The 23,584-nt window shown below is 37.7% G+C and carries 23 protein-coding genes and 1 pseudogene; 8 read left to right on the top strand and 16 right to left on the bottom strand.

All coding sequences use genetic code 11. The annotated features are described in order from the left end of the window. Positions 1–46: 46 nt before the first annotated feature. The 4 genes from BN6556_RS02135 to BN6556_RS02150 all read right to left on the bottom strand — a co-directional run bounded on the left by BN6556_RS02135 (position 47) and on the right by BN6556_RS02150 (position 3,587). On the bottom strand, positions 47–685 hold the full coding sequence (locus BN6556_RS02135; protein WP_066186548.1) for a hypothetical protein: 639 nt from the start codon (positions 683–685) through the stop codon (positions 47–49). An 89-nt stretch (positions 686–774) separates the two neighbouring features. Continuing rightward, a complete protein-coding gene (locus BN6556_RS02140) occupies positions 775–1,713 on the bottom strand; it encodes an FAD:protein FMN transferase (protein ID WP_066186550.1) in 939 nt (312 codons plus the stop codon). Positions 1,714–1,768: 55 nt separating this feature from the next. Further along, entirely contained in the window at positions 1,769–2,959 is a 1,191-nt protein-coding gene (locus BN6556_RS02145; RefSeq protein WP_066186552.1) for an NAD(P)H-dependent oxidoreductase, read from the bottom strand. A 19-nt stretch (positions 2,960–2,978) separates the two neighbouring features. Beyond that, the gene (locus BN6556_RS02150; RefSeq protein WP_066186554.1) at positions 2,979–3,587 is read right to left on the bottom strand and encodes an NADPH-dependent FMN reductase; all 609 of its coding nucleotides are present in this window, start codon (positions 3,585–3,587) and stop codon (positions 2,979–2,981) included. 669 nt (positions 3,588–4,256) lie between these two features. Between BN6556_RS02150 and BN6556_RS02155 the strand changes: the two genes are divergently transcribed. Both BN6556_RS02155 and BN6556_RS02160 read left to right on the top strand, forming a co-directional pair. Further along, complete coding sequence (locus BN6556_RS02155) at positions 4,257–5,000, top strand: class I SAM-dependent DNA methyltransferase (RefSeq protein ID WP_066186557.1); 744 nt, start codon at positions 4,257–4,259, stop codon at positions 4,998–5,000. A gap of 15 nt (positions 5,001–5,015) precedes the next feature. Then, positions 5,016–5,510, top strand: coding sequence for a GNAT family N-acetyltransferase (locus BN6556_RS02160; RefSeq protein ID WP_066186560.1), 495 nt, complete (start codon positions 5,016–5,018; stop codon positions 5,508–5,510). 55 nt (positions 5,511–5,565) lie between these two features. Here BN6556_RS02160 and BN6556_RS02165 read toward each other — a convergent pair whose 3' ends face one another. The 7 genes from BN6556_RS02165 to BN6556_RS02195 all read right to left on the bottom strand — a co-directional run bounded on the left by BN6556_RS02165 (position 5,566) and on the right by BN6556_RS02195 (position 13,387). After that, complete coding sequence (locus BN6556_RS02165) at positions 5,566–6,018, bottom strand: GNAT family N-acetyltransferase (protein ID WP_066186563.1); 453 nt, start codon at positions 6,016–6,018, stop codon at positions 5,566–5,568. 58 nt (positions 6,019–6,076) lie between these two features. Beyond that, positions 6,077–7,033 (bottom strand): alpha/beta fold hydrolase, encoded by a 957-nt coding sequence (locus tag BN6556_RS02170; RefSeq protein WP_066186567.1) that lies wholly within the window; start codon positions 7,031–7,033, stop codon positions 6,077–6,079. 368 nt (positions 7,034–7,401) lie between these two features. Next, positions 7,402–8,427, bottom strand: coding sequence for an iron chelate uptake ABC transporter family permease subunit (locus tag BN6556_RS02175; protein ID WP_066186633.1), 1,026 nt, complete (start codon positions 8,425–8,427; stop codon positions 7,402–7,404). Positions 8,428–8,461: 34 nt separating this feature from the next. Then, positions 8,462–9,451, bottom strand: coding sequence for an ABC transporter permease (locus tag BN6556_RS02180; protein ID WP_187374469.1), 990 nt, complete (start codon positions 9,449–9,451; stop codon positions 8,462–8,464). A 44-nt stretch (positions 9,452–9,495) separates the two neighbouring features. Beyond that, complete coding sequence (locus BN6556_RS02185; RefSeq protein ID WP_066186572.1) at positions 9,496–10,548, bottom strand: siderophore ABC transporter substrate-binding protein; 1,053 nt, start codon at positions 10,546–10,548, stop codon at positions 9,496–9,498. Between the two features lie 769 nt (positions 10,549–11,317). Further along, positions 11,318–12,088, bottom strand: coding sequence for an iron ABC transporter ATP-binding protein (locus tag BN6556_RS02190; RefSeq protein ID WP_066186574.1), 771 nt, complete (start codon positions 12,086–12,088; stop codon positions 11,318–11,320). Positions 12,089–12,631: 543 nt separating this feature from the next. Continuing rightward, positions 12,632–13,387 carry an SDR family NAD(P)-dependent oxidoreductase gene (locus BN6556_RS02195; protein WP_066186578.1) on the bottom strand — a complete coding sequence of 252 codons (756 nt, stop codon included), beginning with the start codon at positions 13,385–13,387 and terminating at the stop codon, positions 12,632–12,634. A gap of 296 nt (positions 13,388–13,683) precedes the next feature. On the opposite strand from BN6556_RS02195, the gene BN6556_RS02200 reads away from it, so the two are divergent. The 3 genes from BN6556_RS02200 to BN6556_RS02210 all read left to right on the top strand — a co-directional run bounded on the left by BN6556_RS02200 (position 13,684) and on the right by BN6556_RS02210 (position 16,597). Next, positions 13,684–14,268, top strand: a complete 585-nt coding sequence (locus tag BN6556_RS02200) for a TetR/AcrR family transcriptional regulator (RefSeq protein ID WP_066186584.1) — start codon at positions 13,684–13,686, stop codon at positions 14,266–14,268. A 199-nt stretch (positions 14,269–14,467) separates the two neighbouring features. After that, complete coding sequence (locus BN6556_RS02205; RefSeq protein WP_066186586.1) at positions 14,468–15,103, top strand: NAD(P)-dependent oxidoreductase; 636 nt, start codon at positions 14,468–14,470, stop codon at positions 15,101–15,103. 288 nt (positions 15,104–15,391) lie between these two features. Beyond that, positions 15,392–16,597: a multidrug effflux MFS transporter gene (locus tag BN6556_RS02210; protein ID WP_066186589.1), complete on the top strand. Its 1,206-nt coding sequence runs from the start codon at positions 15,392–15,394 to the stop codon at positions 16,595–16,597. 50 nt (positions 16,598–16,647) lie between these two features. Here BN6556_RS02210 and BN6556_RS21450 read toward each other — a convergent pair. Both BN6556_RS21450 and BN6556_RS02215 read right to left on the bottom strand, forming a co-directional pair. Beyond that, positions 16,648–16,737: pseudogene (locus BN6556_RS21450) on the bottom strand (sigma-70 family RNA polymerase sigma factor); the annotation flags it as partial. 116 nt (positions 16,738–16,853) lie between these two features. Further along, on the bottom strand, positions 16,854–17,390 hold the full coding sequence (locus BN6556_RS02215; RefSeq protein WP_066186591.1) for a DinB family protein: 537 nt from the start codon (positions 17,388–17,390) through the stop codon (positions 16,854–16,856). A 700-nt stretch (positions 17,391–18,090) separates the two neighbouring features. Between BN6556_RS02215 and BN6556_RS02220 the strand changes: the two genes are divergently transcribed. Then, positions 18,091–18,870 (top strand): MerR family transcriptional regulator, encoded by a 780-nt coding sequence (locus BN6556_RS02220; protein ID WP_066186593.1) that lies wholly within the window; start codon positions 18,091–18,093, stop codon positions 18,868–18,870. Further along, a complete protein-coding gene (locus BN6556_RS02225; RefSeq protein WP_066186596.1) occupies positions 18,860–19,897 on the top strand; it encodes a hypothetical protein in 1,038 nt (345 codons plus the stop codon). Before BN6556_RS02220 ends, BN6556_RS02225 begins: the two co-directional genes overlap by 11 nt. 137 nt (positions 19,898–20,034) lie before the next feature. Here the strand turns inward: BN6556_RS02225 and BN6556_RS02230 are convergent, their stop codons facing one another. Both BN6556_RS02230 and BN6556_RS02235 read right to left on the bottom strand, forming a co-directional pair. Continuing rightward, positions 20,035–20,412 carry a rhodanese-like domain-containing protein gene (locus BN6556_RS02230; RefSeq protein ID WP_235817432.1) on the bottom strand — a complete coding sequence of 126 codons (378 nt, stop codon included), beginning with the start codon at positions 20,410–20,412 and terminating at the stop codon, positions 20,035–20,037. A gap of 13 nt (positions 20,413–20,425) precedes the next feature. After that, on the bottom strand, positions 20,426–20,938 hold the full coding sequence (locus tag BN6556_RS02235) for a MarR family winged helix-turn-helix transcriptional regulator (protein WP_066186599.1): 513 nt from the start codon (positions 20,936–20,938) through the stop codon (positions 20,426–20,428). A gap of 324 nt (positions 20,939–21,262) precedes the next feature. Between BN6556_RS02235 and BN6556_RS02240 the strand changes: the two genes are divergently transcribed. Continuing rightward, positions 21,263–22,192 (top strand): DNA-3-methyladenine glycosylase family protein, encoded by a 930-nt coding sequence (locus BN6556_RS02240; protein WP_066186602.1) that lies wholly within the window; start codon positions 21,263–21,265, stop codon positions 22,190–22,192. A gap of 59 nt (positions 22,193–22,251) precedes the next feature. On the opposite strand, the gene BN6556_RS02245 is transcribed toward BN6556_RS02240, so the two are convergent. After that, positions 22,252–23,100, bottom strand: a complete 849-nt coding sequence (locus tag BN6556_RS02245) for a sialate O-acetylesterase (protein WP_066186637.1) — start codon at positions 23,098–23,100, stop codon at positions 22,252–22,254. Positions 23,101–23,584 lie beyond the last annotated feature (484 nt).

Consider the following 23,584-nt stretch of genomic DNA (forward strand, 5'->3'; position numbering starts at 1 on the left):
TTACGATTATCCGATATGGTTTTTACATGTGTTCAATCCGCAGTTCCTAAAACGAACTTTTTTCACCTAAATCCCGATAAAATTCATCCTTGCGAGACCGATAACGCCCACGTCCATTTCGTTTTCTTGCTTTGCTTATTCGCCCTTGAATGTACATCGTAATAGGTAAGACGCCAAGCGCGTATGTTCCATAACGACCCACCTCAAAATCCGGCAAGATTGTCTCTACGATCGTTGGGAAAACCGTATACATCAAAAGTAACATGATAACCAAAATCGCCTCATCACGAAACCTGCCAACGATACGTGCTCCTTTTCGTACGATTGCCAATATAAAGGCAAGCACATACAGACAGACTAGGGAAAATCCTGCGTACACCATAATGAAGTATGCTGCGTGTTTCGCATTATCACCGATCAAAAAGTTAATCGGCTCCCCTTGGTATAGGATCCCCTCTTCACTTCCGTTGAAGGTAAAGAATACGATCACCATATAGCCAATCATAAAAAACATGAAAAAGGTAAGAGCAAGCAGGACAATACGCCATACAATCAAGAACAAGCCCCGAATCAGACGTGCGATGAGACCTGCTCCGGGTATTTTGCTCAAAATAAAAATAATGATAAAGAGGCCGACGACGCCTCCAACCACCAACAAACTAGAAAGGATTTCATCTGCTATCATGGTCTTCTCCTTTTTTATCTCTTATGTAGAGAGGTTGCTATTATCATACACAGATTTTGAGTTGTCTGGCAATGGTATTTTTTAATCATTTAGATAGGTGCACTTATATAAGGCTTAAGTGATTCTGAACACCACACCTCCCTATCCTTAGTCACAACAAGACCTTCGATACCTTCTAATGGCTCTATCGTCTCCATGACTTGACGAGATGATTTCCCGAATAAACGGCTAGTCCATATTTCACCATCAACCGATTTTTGGGATACAATCGTTAATCCCGCAATTTCTGATTCTATCGGATAACCTGTTTGTGGGTTCAGAATATGATGATAGGTCCTGTTATCCCTTGTAAAACTTCTTTCATAAATACCGGAGGTCACAATGGATTGGTTAAATGCCTTTAAAACAGCGATATAATTCCCACGTGGTAGAAAAGGGTGTTGAATGCCTATACGCCAATAACCATCAGCCTGTTTGGGAGATGTGCCATAGGTCATCACATTCCCACCTAAATTAATTAACGCCTCTGATACTCCCATCGATTGTAAATCATCTACCATAAGATCGGCAATAAATCCTTTGGCTACTGCTCCTAAATCGATAAACATCGCACAATCCTTTAAAAATACGGTCTGCTCCTGATCATCCAGTATTATCTCTGCCGCATCGGTACTGCTAAGTAAAGATGGAATGGTTGTCGATGAAGGTACAGTGGCATCCTCAAATCCAATCCGCCACGCCTGAACAAGGGGACCAATCGCAATGTTTAAAAAACTGTCCGTTGCCATACTATGTTTCTTTCCGATTTTGATTAGTTCATATAAACTTGGATTCACGTGGACCGGTCTTATGCCAGCATTCTTGTTCACTTCCATCAATTCTGAACGAGAATCATTCGCACTGAATCGCTGTTCGTATTCTTTTAAGCGAAGAATCACTTCATCTAGTACAAAATCCGCATAGTCATGCTGAACTGATACTTGGATAACTGTTCCCATCATATGTACCTCACGCGTTTTCACAGGCATTCCCCTTCTCTTAACAATGTTTACGAAAAAAGAGGCCATACCGACCTCTTTTTGCTTAACTATCCTTAACCGTTGCCCCTGAAACGGTATCTACCTTCGTGGTCGCTCCTGAAACGGCATCGACGCCGCCACCGGTTAGCTGTTGGCCAGTTTGCTCTAAATACCAATCAATGATCGGTTGAATATCCTGTACATACTCATTAATACCAATATATTGATCCCCTTGATCACGTATCGCTTGATAACTATGGACAACAAACTTATCTGGTCCATGTGTCGGCACATGGGTACGTACGACATCCTCTTTTCCATTACGCAATTGTTGAATCACCCAAGAAACGCCGCTATATACTCTTTCCGGGTGACATTCTGCTAACGGGCTGCCTACTTGTTCCGGTCTTCGAGGAGCCAACATATCTTCCGCACCAAACTTGCGGTTATAATATAAGAATTGATTGTTACTGTCAGCATATGTTAATTCTGCCGGCATCGAGTTTAAAAAGTGATTGATCTGATCAACGGTTAAAATACCTCGATCTAGTTTCACGTAAGTATCTCCTTCTACGGCTTGGGTTTTGTCAGAAGCCTGTTCCACCCAGTCGTCAGCTGACTTGTCGACCCCTTCAATGGTAGTGTCAATGGATCCAGTCGCGTATAAATCCTCCGTATCCGATACATCTTTCATGCCGTCAGGTGATTGCAAGACATTAACCACATTGATAAAACGAATAAATTGCTTCAGACAGCTTTCTAAAAATTGCGTCGTTTGCTGATCCTTTAAATTATTGTCCTCATCAAAGGCTTGTTGTACTTCACCTAATAGAAACTCATTACCCGGCATGACTACCGCATTAATGCCAGGTGCATCTAATACTTGTCGCAAATGCAATTGAGACCGGGAAGATCCTTGCACATCATAAGAAGCACCGACAATCATGACCGGCTTCCCGTCAAGTGGGTGTATGTTAAACGACAACCATTCCAAGACACTTTGTAGTGCGGATGGAATAGAGTGATTGTATTCTGGCGTAGCAATAATAACACCATCTGCTTCAACAATTTTACTATTTAAAAGTTGAATCACTTCACTGTCTGTTTGGTCATCCGATTGATTAAACATAGGAACATCTTTAATATCTAACACTTCTACATCCACTAATTTTTTGAAATGTTTTGCGATAAACTGTAATAATAAACGATTATAAGAAAATTCAGCATTTGATCCAACGATTCCAACGAGTTTCATCTGTCATACCTCCTATTAATTAATGAGTCTCCCAAGAGAAGTTTGTCGCTTTCTTCTGATGCGAATCACTCGCATTGACTAATTGATTGGTAATCTCTACAAATTGGATAAAGTCCTTAAAGATTTGCTCGAGTTCTTCTATTTTAGCTTGATCTTTTAACTGACCATTATTATCAAAGGCCTGTAACGAATAACCTATTAAGAATTCAGAACTAGGCATAATACGCGCTTTCAATTCTGGTGAATCAAGGATTTGACGCAAATGACTTTGTGCCCGAGAGGAACCTAATTTCCCATAAGAAGCCCCTGTCAGCATGACTGGTTTATCAACTAGTGCTTGATTCGTGTAGGACACCCATTCTAACGTACTTTTTAATATAGCTGGTACAGAATGGTTATATTCTGGTGAACTGATAATCACCCCATCTGCTTCCCTCATTTTATCTGTCAATTTTTGTACTTCATGAGGTGCTTGTTTCACTTCCGGCTTATTAAATGCAGGGATGTTTTTGATTTCAAAAATTTCAATGTTCGCTTGTTCGGCAAAATGTCGCTGCATAAACTGCAGTAAGAGACGATTCGTGGAATGGTCGGAGTTCGTTCCTAGTATTGCTAAGAAATTCTTCAATTTGATTACTCCTTTCTTTTTTGGAGAAATATTGTGAATAGCATCACAATTACATTATAATTTGTATTCTTCAAAAATACAAATCTAGCGTTTGACAGATGGGTCTATTGTCATTGTGCTATTATTAGCTCTTATTCCCAAAAAAGGTGTCGGATAAAACTATTTTTTAGAAATATTAGTATGATTCCACTACATTATTTATTCACGATAAGAGGATGTTCAAAAAGACCAACAAAAATGACGCAGCGAATTTCTGCGTTGGCGATATAGGAACTTCTGCTAAGACCGCCCACGTCCTGTAGGCAACGTAGAGGTCAACACATCCTGCGTGAGTCCGTTCCTCACGTATGAAAAGCATACGTTCCGGTACCGGGAGACTGCGCCGCCTTGAACTTTCGACGTACAGGACGTACTAGTGTCGGCGTTGCAACAAATGGGTTCGGTGGGGCGAGTAATCGCAGTCCCAGGACGCCTGAGGTTTTAGCCAACGAGGTCCTATTTATCGGCATTTTTGAACACGCACGATAAGAAACATTTATCAAACTGCTCTTTTCATTGTGTCCTCACTTGCACTCCCACATTTACTATTATTTTCTAAAAGAACATGTGACGGAGATGGACTGGCGTGTTAAACTAAACAGATAACTAGTTTATAAGAGAGGGATTATCATGTTTAAAGAATACGGTGAATTAAGCACAAAACTATACGAACATACCAAACCCATTGGGCATTCCATTGATGGCGATATCGAATACTATGAGCAAAAACTAACCAATCGTCAGGGACCTATACTGGAAGCAGGAGTTGGCACAGGGAGAATGCTGATTCCCTTTTTAAAAAAAGGAATAGCCATTGATGGTGTGGATCTCTCTTTTGACATGCTGGATCAATGTAAGAAAAACATGCAAACGCATCAGGTAGATACAAATCTCTATCAGCAAGACCTGATGCAGCTTTCCCTGCCCAAAACGTATGATACCATTATTATGCCAACAGGAAGCTTTTGTCTGCTGCCTAAACACCACATAGACGTGTTGCTACAAAACATCTATCAATCTCTAGCAAAAGGTGGGCAATTTATTTTTGATATCTTGTTTCCAGCAAATTTCAAAGCGAACGAAACAGCTATCAACCGTTATACGTTGACAAAAGATTCCGGCATCTTATTCACGAGCGTCAGTAAAGAAATGAATTGGATCGAACAGCAGGTTTCCTATATCCACAAATATGAACTGCTTCATCAAGGAACGATCCAACAAACCGAAATTTCTCATTTCACCCTTTTTTGGTATGGATTAAACGAGTTAAACATGCTGTTAAAAAATGCCGGATTTAGCCGCGTTGATGATGAAATGGATTACGGCAAAGCGCAAAGCGGCTCGATAGTTACCTTTATTGCGGAGAAAGTTTAAATTTAGGAGGTTGTTATGCTAGAAATCCGTGAAGTACAACCAGATGATATCAAGGCTGTATCCACATTTATACAGCGAACAATGGAGGAAGTCTATCCTTTTCCGTTAACGGATGCCTCCAAACGTGATTTAGTAGAGATAGAGACTTTATTCCTTACACCTTCCAACACTGCTATGATTGCCGCCTTTTCTGATCAGGAGGTGGTTGGTACGATCGCGATCAGGCCATATGACGGCAGGATCACTGCCCTCGACAGCCGTTATGATGACGAGAATACCTGCGAGATCATCAAGTGTTATGTCAAACCAGATAGAAGGCAGCAAGGGATTGGCAGTCTCCTGTTTCAACAAGCGCTGACATTTTGCAGACAAAGCCATTATTCCATCATGTATTTGCACACCCATCGCTTTTTACCAGGTGGATTGACTTTTTGGAAAAAGAAAGGATTCGCACTTGTGTTAGCGGAAGAAGGAGAATTAGAAACAGTGCACTTAGAAAAGAGGGTGTAAAGGATGGTGATCCTGTTGAGAATGGCATGTCAGGATCACCAAGGAAAAGACTGCTTTATTCCAACGTTTTAACCATCTTCACGATTTCTTCTTCAAATCCTAAGTGTCGATAGAAGGAAATAGCATGCTTATTTGCTTTAAATACATCTAAGGCGAGCTGCTTACATCCTTTATCCAGACACCATTCTTCTGCTTTAGCCATTAGCAATTTCCCGATGCCTTTCCCTTCACCTCCACTTGTGACAGCAATCGCTGAGATGTATGCTATCCTTTCATTTGTGAAATAATCTCGATCGCTAGTCAATTCAATGTACCCTTGGAACACATCGCGATCTTCCACCACAAAAATATCCGAGGTGATTGATGTCACAGCATTCATCGCCAACTCTAATTGTTTTGCTTTCAAATCCTCTCGATTTCTATATTCCATTAATGGGATGTCAGTGAAGCGATAGGATAGGTTGATGATCTGGTCTTTATCCTTTTCCTGGTACGGTCTTATCTTCATTTAGCTTCCAACCTTTATCATCTATTTTTGACTTTTATTCATGAAAGTAGCGGAATATTTATGTACGGACTGCCAATACCTCGTTCTTTAATTTCTCTAAAAATGCCGACTGCTCTTCAATAAAAGGGGAATGTGCGGAATGTTCAAACGTATGGAATCTCTTCTTAGGTGCTTTCAACTGATCATAAAAACGAAACGCCTGAGCATGCGTCGTTAAATAATCATGTCTGCCTTGAAGGATATAAACATCGGTATTTATCTCCTTGATTTCCGTCGCCAAATCCGTTTTGGCCATTTTTTCACCAAAAGCTTGGTAAGCATTTCCGATACCGCGAAACACATTGATTCTTTCTTTGAACGCATACTGTCGTGTACCAAATACATCCTTCAGCCCTTGTCGATTCGGGTATCCTTTCCGTAAAAAACCGCCTCCAAATTTGGCTCTGTATTTATCAACGATACTAAAATATTTTCGATCTTTATAATAGGCGTCGCTATAATCAACACTGTTGATCTCAGCGATTGCTTTTTCTTCTCCTGTCGCTTTGACTTTTTCCGAAATAACCTCATAGGTTTCTTGCTCAGAAGCACTTTGTGATCCCACTTGCCCCACACCAATATAGGCTTGAAAAAGGTCTGGCTGAATACTAGCGGCCTTGCTGCCAATAATCGTACCCCAAGAGTGTCCCATCAGATAGACTTTTTCTTGGGAAAACTTGTCGAGCAAATAATGACTGATTTCTACAATATCCTGGACCAGCTGATCAATGGTTAAGCTGTTTTTGTCTGATGTATAGGACATGCCAGTGCCGCGCTGATCCCAATAACAAACCGTGAACAGGCGATGGAACGGAACATTATTCGCGCGAGCGATCGGATATAATGGATAACCCGGTCCTCCATGTACGACAAACAAAACCGGCAGATTCTCATCGATTGTTTCAATAATTAAACCTTGCTTCAACCCATTGATAGATACATATTCTTTCGTAACGGTCTTACGGTCTTGGCTCATTCCGTTACCCCCCTTCGTTTGCTATAACTATGAACATATGACCAAAGTATAACACAAAATAAATCCGTATCTCCAGAACAGATAAGCTTCAAAATGAAGGAATATAGGATGATTTGAAATGAAAGTTCGTTTAAATCCATAATTTTTTTTGCTGGAGATAAGTGATGAACCCTTATTATAGCCGTATTATATTAGTTGAGCTTATCAATGCAACAAAAACATGTGACAAGCAAGTCTTTGCTTACATGATTTCCTGATAATACCTCTGTCAAAACCAGTCAAACACCTATTATAGTCTACTTACAAAAAATCCTTCCATCTGTTAAGAGTCATCAGCACGACTTTTAACAGATGGAAGGATATAAAAATTACAAAGTCTTTCTCTTTAAGATAATAATTAAAAAGGTTAACCCGCCAACGATTTCAATAATAACAGACACAACACCTTGAGCGTTAAATACATGATTCATAATAAAGTAAGCACCCGTTAGTATCAGAAATCCAGTCGCAAGGGCCATAGGAAAAATATATCTGTGATCATAAGTTGGTGCCAACTGATAACTCAATGTTGCAACCAAAAAGCCAAAGAAAGTAAGCGGCCCAACTAACGCCGTAGAGACGGACATCAAAATAGAAACTAATACAAGCACATAAATGATACTATATTGATGATTGACTCCCAGAGAACTAGCAATATCTTTCCCGAGCGATAATACATTTAATCTCTTCGAATAAGCTAGTAGAAGAATTGCCACAATGATTACGATGGGAATGGCAATTGGAAAATATTCCGCATCCGCATGATTGACAGAACCAAACAACTTCGCCTGTAGAATGTCAAATTCAGAAGGCGCAAGTAATTTTCTCATAAACGTCGACAAAGACCTTAACCCTGTCCCAATAATGATACCAACCAAAAGCATCAGCTGTAAATTTCCATACTTCCCAGAAAGCAACCATCCGTAAAGGATCAAACACATCGCCACCATGGCAGCCACTTGCAATAAGAAGGAGCCAGCACCCATATAACCTATAAATACAGTGGTACCGAAGAAAAACATCGTACTCGTATGAATCGTGGAATACAGTGCTTCAAACCCTAACAGCGAAGGAGTTATCACCCGGTTATTCGTAACCGATTGGAAAGCAACAGTCGCCAAGCTCTGACAAACAGCAGCAACAATCATGGACACAATAGCTATCATTCTTCTTTCCACAACTGGTATAAAAGAAGGAGAATCTATTGGAACGGGATTGTTATAAACTAACAGTCCATACGAGGAAAGGAGACCTAATCCAATCATTGTTATCAATAATATCCAATAACGTCTTTCCTCCTTTTTAGAACGAAAAGCTTTATCAGCTCTATCTGTATTAAGGAGACTAGAATCCATTTTTGCATTTTTTTTATTAGTATATTCCAATTCGTTATCCTAGCCTCCTTCTTCTTAACAAAATAACAATAAATACGATCGCACCAACTGTTCCAAGTATCAAAGAGACTGGCACTTCGAAAGGCATGATAACCGTGCGTGATATGATATCAGCAATAGTCAAAGCCCCAATTCCAGACACACATACCCATGGCAGGTTACTCCTGAGATTATCGCCTCTAAACATGGAAACAATATTGGGAACAATTAAACCTAGAAATGGTAAGTTACCAATCACAGCTGCCACAATTCCAACGGCAAAAGCAATAAGGCCAGTACCAATAAGAATAATCTTATTATAACTCACCCCAAGGCTCGTGGTAACATCTTCTCCTAGTCCAGCTAAAGTCAATCGATTAGCATAGATAAAAATAAGAAAAGTAACCACAACAATCAGCCATAAATATTCATATCTACCAACTTGAATCGAGGCAAATGAACCGACAAACCAGGTTTCCACATTTTGCGACATTTGAAAAACAAGTCCCATAAAAGTGGAAAATGCAGAAATGACCGCCCCTAGCATGATCCCTATAATCGGCACAATTAAAGAAGAACGAAGCTTCACTCTTCTTAAAAACAAAAAGAAAACCATCGTTCCTATAAAGGAAAAAATGATTGCTCCTGTCATTCTTAGCACTAAAGATGGTGCGGGGAATAATAAATAAACAAAAAGCAAGCCTAAACCTGCCCATTCAATCGTTCCTGTAGTCGTAGGTTCGACTAAACGATTCTGTGTAATAAGCTGCATGACGAGTCCAGACATGGCCATTGCGGCTCCTGTAAGCATTAGCGCAGCTGTTCTTGGAATACGAGTGATGAAAAACATTTCCATCCCATCTTCTTTACCTCGTATATCGTAAACCCCGATAGACATGGAAATAACACCTAATATAATAACAACGATAATTGCTAAAATAAAAGGCTTCGTCCATATTTTTTCATAATGAGAATGTGGGGACTGAGAATCCCCAGCCCCAAACATTTTTTGTATGGTATTTTTAAGCACTATAGTTATACTCCTCTAAACTACTCAGATAAAGTATTTGCAATATCTTCAAATAAATTGGTAAATGTTTGTATCGATTCATTGGTATAGGTGTCTGCTGGTGCGTAAATTAATTGTCCTTCCGTAACAGCCGTTGTGTTTTGAAGAGCAGGCGCATTATCAATAACATCTTGAGCAGGTGAAGCTTCCTCTTCCGATGCGATAGCCGCGTCACGATCCATTACGAAAATCCAGTCAGGATCTGTTTCTGCAATAGCTTCCACCGAAATATCATCACCTTGGTGGTCGGATGAAGCTTGGTCAATTTCTAATGATGGCGTCCAGTCAAAGATATCATATAATGGTCCCCAAACACGACCGGACTGTGGAGCGGAAAAATTAATATCCCCACCAGAAACAACTACACTCATGATGGTATCTGTTCCATTATATGCAGACTTAGCATCCTCAATCGATTGATCAAAATCAGCTATCAATTGCTCCGCCTCTTCCTTTTTATCAAAAATGTCTCCTAAAGAAGTGGTCGAATCCTTAAATCCATTTACTAAATTTTCTCCAGGAGTGGTAGCTTCTTCAGAAACGTCAATGTTCAGATCAATCACCGCTGCATTTGGTACTATCTCTTTAATATCTTCGTAAAAGCCATCAAATCGTTGGCCCACAATGACAAGCTCAGGATCTGCAGCTGCAATAAGCTCCAAATTAGGTTCACGGTGATTTCCGATATTTTCAATCGATTCATCACTGGAATATGGTATATCTTCAGGTATTAAATCTCTAGGGGCAGCAGCTAATTCAATCCCCCAATCAGATAGTGTTTCAAAAGCTCTACTATCTAAAGCGACCACATTCTCTGGATTAACCGGGACTGTAACTGTTCCATGAGCATCTGTAATTTCAACCGTTGCATCTTCAGAAGCACCATCCGTTTCTTCTGTCTCAGCAGAATCATTATCTTGACTAGCATTTCCCTCATCTTCATTACTGGAATCGCCACAAGCTACCAAAACCAAAACAAACATTGCAAATAACGCAATTATAAAAGCGGACTTAAAAAAACGTATTTTTTCCATTTCTCCTACCTCTTTCTTTATGTATATTTTATAGACAAATAGACTATTGAGGTGATCTATTTAATATCTGCGTATATTTAGCGCATGATGTAAAATAATGAATCCTAATATACTATAGTGCCTAGCTACAACAAATCGATATTGATAATCAATCTCAATTAATCTATTTTAAAGTATATCAAATTAATAAAAGTTGTCAACTGTATTTTGTACATTTTCACTGTTAATCTTGGTACTTATACAAAATGACTGCTGTTCACCCTTGTAGAAACGAATCATCACTGAAAATTTGTTGAACCTAACAGACCGTTACTGCGGTCAGATAAAACAGGGGGAAATCCGTCTAGTCCTCTAATGCTACCCGAGATGAGAATACGGACTGCCGATAAGATGGATTATGTGAAGTAAAAGGCTATTCCAAGTGATCATGTTGAACGTTTTTTATGTGCTAGGAAGCGTAACCTATTCTCGGAGCGACTTGTCTAGCAGAGAAAAATAGGTCAAACTCACCACATAGGAAAACACAAACCGTTCACATAATCCATCTTATCGGTACCACTATTCGTTCAAGGTCAAATCATTCCAAGTCCTATTATACCAAGGGTTTTATACTTTCCTTGTTGATAAAATATGCTTGCTCCTTATAAAAGGGGCAAGCATAGGTCAAGATTCATCATTTTCAGTCAGGTGTACTAAATCCAGTTATGATACATAAAGCAGACGCTTCCCCACTAGAAATGGATGGAGAAAGCATCAGATCCCTCTGCTTTTAACCTGTATGAGAGTCAAAGTATACACAAAAACGACAACCGTTTTGCATATGAACCGGAATATGCATATCGTAAATTTCGTTTAACGCCTCTGAATTAATAATTTCGTGTGTTGGTCCATCTTTTATGAGATGCCCATCCTTTAAAGCTACGATATAATCCGAATAGACAGAGGCAAAGTTAATATCATGTAAAACAATCACCACTGTTTTATCCAACTCATCAACAAGCTTGCGTAATATCTTCATAATTTGCACAGAATGCTTCATATCTAAATTATTCAATGGCTCATCCAGTAAAATGTATTCTGTATCCTGAGCAATAACCATAGCAATAAAGGCACGTTGCTTTTGACCACCAGACAGTTCATCCAAAAATTTATGCTGGATATCGGTTAGGTTTAAATATTCAATCGATTGATCGACAATGCGATTATCCTCCGCATTTAAACGACCTTTTGAGTAAGGATAACGACCAAATGATACCAACTGTCGAATCGTTAATTTTACATTCAAAAAATTCGATTGTCTTAAAATAGCAATACGCTTAGCAAATTCTTTCGATTTCATACTTTTGATATTGTTTTTATCTAATAATACCTCTCCGGTATCTGCAGCAAGTAGACGACTTGCCATGGAAAGCAGCGTTGATTTCCCTGCGCCGTTTGGTCCGATAAACGACGTAATCTTATTAGGCTGAATTTCAACCGAGATATCATTCACGATAGGTTTATTACCATACTTCTTGGTCAATCCTTTAAGTTCAATCATGTCATAGCCCTACTTTCTTTAAGTATTAAATAAATGGATATAGATGGTATGTTATATTTAAATGAAAACGTTGTAACATAAGTCATTGTGCGCCACCAATTCCTGCAAACGTGATTCTATACGTCTTATAAAGATATGACCTATCATTACTTTCCAATGAAACTAATAATGATTATCATTACTAATTACATTATAGATGACTGTCCTTTTAAAATCAATATTTCTGTCGATCATTTTATTCTCATTAATAATTGTCTGTTGAACTTATCAATGTAACAAAGACGCGTAACAAGCAAGAATATAAATAGATGTTAAATAGGGGTATTTATGTTAGTGTTCACATAAATCAACGATACAGAAAGGCTGATAATCAATGAAAAAGCTAGTGTTTTATTTCTCGTCTAATTAAAAAACTGTCCTATACAATAAGACAGTTTTTTCATGGGGCTTTTATTCACCATTATTTATCTCAACTATAGGATTTGATATTAACCATTTATTTGAATAAAGTGTTCCTCTATTGCCGTGGGCATAATAATCCGTTTATTTACCTCCGTAATCGAACCTATTCTCACTTAATGTGAAATCAAAAGTTTTACGGTCTACAACACCAACTATTTGATCACTATCATACAAATCCATTAACAATTGAGCCATGTCTTCCGCAGTATGAAACGTTGAAAATGCTTTATTGTAATCAAAGTCATCGATATCGTTTGCAACTTGTCCAAACTCTGTTTCTGTTGCAGCTGGAGCTAAAACCTTTGCTTTCAACGGTAAATTTTTACTTCTCATTTCTAAAGCTAGACCTTCCGTAAATGAACTAACATAAAATTTAGTAGCACCGTATGTCACAGCAGTTGGAATCATTAAATAACCGCCTATAGAAGAAATGTTGATTAATTGTGTGCCGGGTTGGTTACTATATTTTTGTACATATAATAACGACAATACCGTTAACGACTCAACATTAAGTTGAATCATTTCACGAGAACGGCTGATACTCTGTTCTTGAATGGAAGTATGGTAACCAAATCCTGCATTATTAACCCACGTTTCAATAAAATAATCGTCAAGTTGCTTAAATGAAACTTCTAGATTATCAATATCAGTTAAATCAAAAGGTTTAATAATAACGTCTACATCTGGAAACTGTGCATTAATGCTGTCTTTTAGCTCCACTAATTTCAATTCTCTTCTTGCAATTAAAATTAAATTTTTTCCTCTCTCAGCAAAAGCAATAGCTGATGTGTATCCTATGCCTGAACTAGCCCCTGTAACCACTGTATATTTCTTCAAAACACACGCCTCCTTTTTTCTTCGTATATTAGTATATATGATAAAGTTGACTTCAAGTCAATAAAAATACATGATTCACTTTTAACTTTCACCTTGTTTCATCAATTAAGTTCCTTTGTGAAGTGCTTGTATAACACACACCGTCGGCAACCCTAAATTATATTTGTTTTTGTTTAGTCTTTCTGCATAATAAAAACAACATAAGAGATTGACATTCTAAAAAGAAAAAGTTAGAATGATAAGCAACTTACGTTAGTGATCACTAACTATCATTTTATTAAAGTGGAGGCCATATTATGCCAAACAAACCAAGTACATCTGACCGCATCCTGCAATCAGCACTGCAATTAATGAAAAACAAAGGATTTCAACTGGTAACAATTAAAGAAATTGCTGATCAAGCAGACGTGAGTGAAATGACGGTCTTTCGCCATTTTGAAACCAAAAAAGGCGTGTTAGAGGCAGCGATTGAAAAAAATACGGTTGTGCCCCGCTTCCAACAAACCCTAGAGAAAGATCTAGTTTGGGATCTGGAAAAAGATTTATTGCTAATAGCTGATCTATATCTTGATTTAATGATACGCAATGAATCCATTTGCCTTATCGCTGTTCAGGAAAGAACGTCGATGCCTGAATTAGTTGATTTGATATCGGACAACACCGAACAGTTAAAAGGGTTTATCACATCGTATTTTAATACCATGCAAGAAAAAGGAAAAATGATCCGAGCCGATTCTTATACGCAAGCCTCTACCTTTTTAGCTACCCTGTTCAGTTATTTTATTTCTACCGCTTTATGGGGAGGAAAGTTTATTAGCCTAACAAAGGAAGAATTTATTAAAAATAGTGTGCAAACATTTTGTTATGGACTTCACCAGTAAAAGAAGTGTTAACAAATGGCTGGTCAAGATAAACGAGAAAGGAACAGATATTTCTATGGAATGTGGCGGTTTAACTAGCGATTCTACTACTCTCTGTTTCTTATGGTGTAGGACGTAGCAATGTGGTAGTGCCATAAATCATCTAACGAATGTTAGTTGTTGATAACTATCAAAAAAAATAAATAAGAAGGTGTTACATGTGAAAATCGTTGTATTTGGAGCCACTGGCGATACGGGTATTCCTTTAGTGAAACAATTACTTTTGCAAGGCCATGAAGTAACCGCAATCGTGCGGAGACCAGAGAAATTTGCGTTATCAGATAAACATCTAGAGATCATCCAAGGCGACGTTTTACAATCTAGCACCATAACAGGCAAGCTAGCTGGAAAGGATGCGGTGCTTTCGGCGCTAGGCGGAAGTCCTCGTCAGCCGACAACCGTTTATTCGGACGGAATGAAAACGATCATCAGCGAAATGGAGCAAGCAGGAGTACAGCGATTGATCTGCCTGTCTGCAGAAACATTAAAGCCGAAAGAAGAAACTTCTTTGACAGAACGTATCCTTGTCCGCATTTTATGGAGAGTATTTCATCATATCTACCGAGATATGCAACGTATGGAAAAACAAATTTATCAAAGCAACCTTGACTGGACCATTATCAGACCGCCTTATCTAACCAATGGCGCGCCCAAGGGACATTATCGCATCCATTTTGATAAACCTGTACCAAACGGAAAAGGGCGTATTACTCGAGCCGATTTGGCATTGGCTATGACCGATCAGCTGAAGAAAACCGCTGCTATTCGTAGCATTGCTTATGTATGTGCGAATTGATAGCTGAGAAGGGGATGTATCGAGTCAAGCACCTTAGTTGAAGGCATTGGAAAAGGGAGGAGATTTACTCTCTTTTTCCATTGATTCAATATTTCAGAACACTCCTATTTGCACAGCGCCTATGCAATATCTTGTTCTTCTTGTATTGATTATCTAATTTGCTAAAAAGAATTATGCTTATGAGGCATTACATCTTAAATTTTAGGTATTATACACATGTTGCGTTCTTTGTTAATCTGAAATATATAAGGATGAAAGAAGAAAAGATGAATAGGATGATAGAATAACATGAAATCATTAAATACAATGTCCCATTCCAGAAAAATCGCCATTAGTGCACTATTGGGTATTCTGGCGGCTTTTGGTTCACTGACAGTCGATATGTATCTGCCTAGTTTTCCAACCATTGCAAATGAATTTGGAACAACCGCTTCGAATGTCCAATTAAGCTTAACCTTTTGTTTGTTAGGGTTGGCAGCTGGGCAAATTGTCTTTGGGCCATTAAGTGATAAGCGAGGAAGAAAAATACCGCTTATTTCTGCATTGATTCTTTATGTGTTTGCTTCTGTTTTGTGCATTTTTGCACCTTCGATTTGGCTTTTTATTGCTGCTAGATTTTTCCAAGGGTTGACTGCATCGGCAGGAGTTGTCATTTCCAGAGCGATTGTTCGAGATATATATTCTGGTAAGGATTTGACAAGACTCTATGGATTAATCACCCTTTTTGTCGGGGTTGGACCAATAGTAGCTCCAATTATTGGTGGGGCAGTTCTTAACTTCACCAATTGGCAAGGCATTTTTCTGCTACTTGGTTTTTTTACACTGGCGATTTTAGCCTTTATTTTTATTGTTTTACCAGAAACAAACCCCACTTCTAACAGGGTAGATGGAAATATAAAAGAAACACTGCTTACATTTGGAACGTTAATCAAGAATAAACGCTTCTTAGGCTATGGACTGACACAAGGCTTGATCATGGCAAGTGTGTTTGCGAATGTTTCCGGTACACCATTTGTTTATCAGTCTATTTATGGAGTATCACCACAAATGTTTAGTTTCTTGTTTGCTTTAAACGGTGCAGGAATTATCATCGGCACTAGAATCATTGGAAGGATTACAAGAAAAATAGAGGAAGATAAACTACTTTATATTGGACTTTGTATTTCTACTTTATTTAGCATGATCTTATTTTTTATGACATGGATACAAGCGCCTTTGCCATTGATTGTTATTCCTTTGTTTGTCGTTGTATCTTGTATTGGTATCAGTACCCCTCTTACATTTTCTTTAGCCATGAGCAATCAGGAGAAACATGCAGGAAGTGCCTCTGCATTTTTAGGAATTCTGCCTTATCTATTAGGAGGCATAGCTATTCCTTTTGTAGGGATTGCAGGAGAAGATACGGCTGTTCCGATGGGGTTAACCATGGTCATTGCCAACCTTGGCGGGTTGTTAAGCTATCTGTTATTGGTACGTAAGAATGCTCAAATCTAAAAGGCAAAAAAGCATTCCAGATTAAGTTGGAATGCTTTTTTGAATTGAATGAAATAGTCTATATGTTCATCTTCCATCCCACGTTTACAGATATAATCAAATTGATTTTCTATGGTTGTTTGAAAAGAAGATAGTTTCATTTTTCTCACCTCCTTTCGTGTTATCAAAGGAAGTGAGCAATGCTCTTTTATCCCCTTTGTACTAAGTCCTGATACGAAAGAGAGATTTGTTGCATTACTATATTAAGTGCACTTTTCTATCTATCAGATGATGATGCATATTCAAATCTAACATAACCAATTTCAGAAGCATTTTTCATTAATTCGAGATTTAACCAAGAGGCTAGTTTATGAAATTCCACTTCATTATTAAACGGGAACTTACTGTAATGTTTACTGTTTAAATCTTCTTCTGTTACGTTTGATAATGTCTTTTCCCACCTTTCTATCAGAGAGTTGATAGTTGACTTGACTGATTCTACATTTCTATTAACATTTATATCCTCTTTAGTTAGAGTACCGTCACCAAATGAATGATTAAAAACCATTTCCCACCAAAATGTTATATGCCACAATGTCCAAGCAATACTTGGTGTACCAATATCATAAGCTTCAGATTCAGGTAAGTCAGCATACCAATTTCCATCTACTTCTTGAATATACAGTCCACTATTAGGGGAACGCCACATATATTCATCCTGACTTAATGATGAAAGATGATATTCGAGAAGTTGTCTAGAAATACTAAATTGAAATTTAATATTATCCCTTAATGCCGTATCAGTATTGATCATGATAATACACCCTTCTTTCCCTCTTTATCTTTCACAATTATTCAATTAAATGACCCGATTGTTGCATAAGTATCTTCCGTTAAAATACTCTTTGGAATCATCATATCCATAGAGATAAACCTTCGCAACATTTTTATAAACGGCGTGACTTTGTTTTAAACGTCGCCACTTTATTTGTTGGTTTTACATAATCATAAAATTGAATATATGAATTATTATATTTTATATTCCTAAAAATACAATATATAATTCTTATTGTGAAGTGTTTAAATAATTCACTATAACCCTCGCCTTAATTTGAAGAGAGCACATAACAAGCTTGTATCTCCATCTTACAAAAACGCCCAATAGTCACCCTATTTTTCCTCCTAAAAAATATTCCCTGCCATTTTTTCAGCAAGCGGCTCATCATTTTTACTCCATAAGTGTGCATAATGTTTTAAGGTTATTTCTGGTGAGCTATGTCCTAATCTTCGTGATACAACTAATAATCAGCATTAAACTCATTAATTAATTAGCTTGCGTGATAATGTCTTAAACCCTTTACTTGTACTTCAGTAACTTTTGCTATTTCCGCATAATCGTTTTACAATTCTGTGGATTGTAGACCTATGAACAGGTAGTCCAGTAATAATATATAAAAGATTGACTATGACCTAACGTCATACTATAGAATGTAATAAGGAAGGAGAGAGCGCACGTGAATGAAAAAATGTATACCGTAAAAAAATTTGCAACATTGACAGGTGTCACAGAACGAACGCTTCATTATTATGATCGAAAAGGAGTCCTGACTCCAACGAGCTATACCCAAAACGGTTATCGCCTCTATAGTCATGACGATATATTTAAAATGCAGAAAATTTTAACACTCAAATATTTAGGGTATTCTTTGAAAGAGATCATCGATTACCTGTCTAAGAATTCAAAAGCTAGTGTACAAGATACATTGTTTAAACAGAAAGAATTGCTTAAGCAGAAAAGAGAGGAACTGGATCATATCATCAATACGTTTTCGACAGTAGAACAAATCATTCAAGATGAAAAGATGGAGAGTGACTTATTACTCGCTATCATTCATTCCATTCAAATGGAAAACAAACAGAAACAATGGCTATCTAACCAACTTCCCAAACCCATTGTTGATCAAGTATTTATGGAACATATACCTAAAGAAGAAAGAATGAATAGGAATCGTGAACTATTAATAGCTATCCATAAATTACAAGGTCTTTATGAGAGTGGAGTTCCTCCACATCATATAGACGTTCAACATTTAATGAAACAGCTAGAAAGAATGTTAAACAACATTTTAGAACCAAAGTATCAAGAAGAACTCGAAAAGTTAAAAACAGAAGAAAGTTCCTTATATCATTTTTCCTTTATATCTAAAGGATTCCAAGATTACACCGCAGCAGCCTCAGATATATTAAATAAGCAAAATAATAGACCAAGAAGAGGCAATGAATATGAAGACTGACCGTCTGCAACTCCCTATTTTACTTATGATTCTTTCCCTTGTAATGATCGGAAGTTCCATTATTTTTCGGTTAAGTAATATTCATAGCTTGGTTGCCCTATCATTAACGATAGCTTTAATCATTTTATGCCCATTAAGTATTTTTTTCTTTTTAATACTGCCTAGATCGTTGCCGAAAATACTCCTATATGTATCATTTATTGTATGCTTAGGGCTTTCTTATTGGATTATTCCTTCTGCTCAGAAACATTTTTTTAATCAAATTTTGGATTGGCTTTTACCTGTTGTGCAAATGAGTGTCGTTATCTATGTTGTGTATAGTATAGCCAAAGGAATTATACGTTATAAGAAAATCAATGCGGATGGTAGCTATACTTTTCTGGAAACGACAAGAATGTTGCTTGAGCCAAAATTGGGAAAAGGTTTCTTCTTAGAAGCAGTCATGACAGAAATCAGTGTTTTCTATTATGCAGTATGGGGATGGTTTGAAAACATTAATATGAAGGGAAATGAGTTTTTTACCTATCACAAAACATCACAGATCAAAACCATCGTCATTGTATTTTCGATTATTATTGCAATAGAAGGAGCATTATTCCATTTTGTTATTCAATGGTGGAGCAACATTGCTGCATGGATCTTTACGGTATTAAATATTTACGCTTTATTTTATTTGGTTGGGCTTTATCATTCTACAAGATCTTTGCCTCATGTTATCAAACAAGATAAGCTTATTATACGACTAGGCTACCAGAGTAGCATTGAATTAGATATTAGAAATATAGAAAGCATCATAAACGCAAAACAAGGCGGAATAGAAGATAAGCTACCGAAAGATACTTATTATTCATTGCTGAAAATGGACTCCCCGCAATATGAGATCATTCTAAAAGAGCCGGTTTTAATGAAGGGTTCTTATGGGAGGAAGAAACAGGTTAATCGTGTTGTTTTTAGATCGGATCAGCCAACGAAAATGCTGGATCGAATCAATCGGATAAGAGAGGAGAATCCAAGTGAAATGGAATAGTTTATCGTGATATCAGTCTGTAAAGAGGTAGATCCGTATCATTCCCTAATCAACACTCGTGAGGTTATGTAAATACCGTCCATTAAAATTCATTTGCTAATGGACGGTATTCAAGATCGAACAATGTGTGAAATTCCTTACACTTCTATTCCCGCTACTTTTTCAGTAGGAAACCCCATTGTATTCCAAGCTGCTATGCCCCCAGCTAATTCTTTCACTTCAAAGCCTTCATTTATTAAAAATAATGCTGCTTTTGCCGCTGTATTACACCAGACGTCCCAGCAATATAATACTAACGTTTTGTCTTTTGGCAATTCAAAAAATCTTTTCTTTAACTCACTTTGTGGTATCTCTACTGCTCCTTCCACTTTTTCTTTTTTCAAATGTGGCGGACCATTGCGGACATCTACTAGATAATAATCCTCTGGAGATTCCTTTACTGCGTTCAGATAGTCCATTGGGCTAAACGTTGCCTGCACCTTTTCTTCAAAAAATTGATTTGCGGTTATTGCCATTGTTCGTTCCTCCTTAATCATAAAATACCGATGTTCCAGTATATATCTTCTCTAAAATATGTTTCAAAGACTCTTTCTCTTCCGTACTTAAGTTATCTAACAGAGCACTGGTTCTATAATAATGGTCAGGTAACATATCCACCAATCTTTCTTTTCCGCTCTCTGTCAGCTTAATCGTTAACTTCCTTCGATCAACGGAACTATGCTTCCGCTTTACCCACTCTTGTTTTTCCAATCCATCTAAAAGACCGGTAACCGTTCCCCTAGTAAGTCCCACACTGTTGGCTAATTCAGATGGGAATAGTTCATTTTTGGGAGCTCGATACAGTAACATAAGGATGTTAAATTTGTTTAATGATAATCCGTATTTAGCAAAGTATGATTGATAAGCATCAGAAACAGCACGGGAAGTGGTAAGAAAACCCAGACACAGTTCCACGGATAAAACATCTACTTCTGGAAATTGCTCGGCGTATTGTCTTAAAACCTTATTACTCGGTAAATCCTGCAAATAAAAATCGGTCATGATGATTACCCCTTTAAAAGTTTGTAACTATATAATAAGGCTCCAAACAATAAAACGCAAATGTATTTCCAAACAGATCATGGATTGCTTATTCGAATATCGAGCGTGCTCAATCGATTTGTGCCTATCACATGAGACAATCGAACATCTGGTTACCATACTACAACAACACTTTTCATGGTTTTCCCCTCCCTTAACCAAAATAATTCGCTAGAATATAGTTTGATACCGAACTATATATCGTAGTATAATATGGTAAGTCATTATTAGTCAACCCGATGAACGGATTTTCTAACCAAACATTTATTTGAGGAGTAATCGTGAATGAAATATAATGTAGCAGGCGTTTTATACCCAAGCGCACCTTTTGATTTTGAGAAAAGCATTTCTTTTTTACAATCGTTTAAACCGACCAATAATGAGCAAACCTATCAAGGACACCGACTAACAAAAGCGATCGAACTTTCTTCTATTCGTGTTATTTTTTCCGTTTATTCAACAGGCACCATTCAGAACCCAATATTACAATATGAGTTGTATGCAAATGATCCTATCAGCAGTTCTAGTCAAGCAGAAGCAGAAGATCGAATCACATTCTTTTTGAGTCTAAAAGATGACTTAACCGAGTTTTATGCAAGAAGTGAAAGGGATAATATTTTTTCACCCATCATGAAGCAGCTCTATGGTTATCATCAAGTCAAGTTCTTAACGCCTTTTGAGAATGCTTGCTGGGCAGTTCTTTCCATCAGAAATCCAATGAAACACGCCATCAATCTAAAGAAAGCGTTCATGCAAACATATGGGGATAAGCTGTATTTAGATAATACTACTTATTTTACTTTTCCGTCTCCCCAAAAATTAATAACTATTAATGAAGATTCATTAAATAACATTGTTCATAATCAAACAAAAGCAAACTATCTTTGGCATGTGATTCAAGCTTTTTATCATATGGACGAAATGGCATTACGCTCAGCATCCTATCAAGAAGCATATAACCAGTTAATAGACATAAAAGGGATTGGGAAATGGTCTGCAGATTTTATACTGTTAAGAGGATTAGGGAAAATGGAGAAATTGCCTTTTAATGAAAAAGTCTTAAATAAGTCTTTTGAAGTCCTGTATTCCCAGGCCGCATCAAAGATTACTTTAGGAGAAATTTCACGTCATTATGGCAAGTTCGTTGGTTATTGGGCTCATTATATGAGAGTTGCTCAAAATGGAAGTGAAACGACCAGCAGTGAGGGTTTTTAGCTTGCTCACGCAGACGTTGCAACTTCCTCTGCTCCCTCCACTGATGGGTGCGTCTTGCTTTACTCACTTTCATTAATATGGGAAACACGAATGGAAAACTCCTCAAAACTCATTTGCCCTAAAGCAAATTTCTTACTTTGAACAAAGATACGTTCATTCTTCGTTAGTTCACGTTTTGCTTCTTTATCTATCCATTCATGCTCCATGTCCAAAACGTCTAATACATGCATTTGCTTGGAAAAAGCTTCATAATATCTTAATCCAAATTTTCTTTGCGAAACCGCATCGGTATGAATGCCATCTGGATTTGCTGTGAAACCTTTGGCTGTTACAAAGTAGACATTATTTTCAGCATGAGCAACGTTGAATAATATCTGGTTGATTTGCTTATATTCTACAGCGTTTTTTCCAAATCCGTCCTCTCCAAGATAATGGCCCAACTCACCGATCATAATTGGAATATCTGGTGCATTTAATTCTTTCCTCAAATGGTTAAATAAGGAAATTAATTTCTCTTCATATGCCTGGTAACGTGCTCCGTGACTATCACTTTCCCCTTGATGCCAGAGAATCCCCACTATTTCACTTGTTTCCATAGCGAAGGTTGCTTCAGAAACCGCATGTCTAGTTAATACGCTATCTACTGCCCACTCATCGATAGAGCTGCCACCCTCAGCACATGGGATCAACCCAATCGATTCACCGGGGTGATCCTCCGTCCACGCTTGAGCAAAAGAAGTTGCCGGCCCAACACCTGCTATGTGGCGGTCAACATGAACTGGTTCCGCCATCATTTGCCATCTGCCATTTCGCAACATTTTTATATTTTCATTATAAATCATCGGCACATCCTGCAAAAATCCTCTTCCTGCCATATTGGATTGTCCAATTAATAATACAGATTTCATAAAACAGCCTTCTTTCTTTGGATAAATGGATTGTGGTCGCATTATTTTTTCAAGTCGTTGCTGCCTTTTCTTTTTGATATAGGATTCATCAGCGGTTAACACATCCCTAATGAACAGTGCGGCTATTCTATCTTCACCTCGCTCATTTTCACCCTCAGATACTTCGATAATTTCAAATTCTGAAGCATCATTCAGGGAAGCTGATGTCATTAGGTCTCCTGTGATTTCCATACTAACCATACTTTTGTGAACATTATAACCTAGCTACATAATAATTTTAAAGATACTATTCATACCTTTCTAACAGACAAAAAACTGCAGATTCGCAAACTTTTGTCCGTAAGAATGAATCTAACAAGTCAAGTCCATATTATTGTGTAAAATACATTTACATGTTTTTATCCGGTTAGGGTATGGTGAATGTGTGGAGGAAGGAGGGGGTACCCCCTCCTTCCTCCACACATTTTCGCGCCGACGCTGGCGG

Origin of the sequence: Gracilibacillus timonensis (assembly GCF_900086715.1) — a bacterium.
GTDB classification, from domain to species: domain Bacteria; phylum Bacillota; class Bacilli; order Bacillales; family Amphibacillaceae; genus Gracilibacillus; species Gracilibacillus timonensis.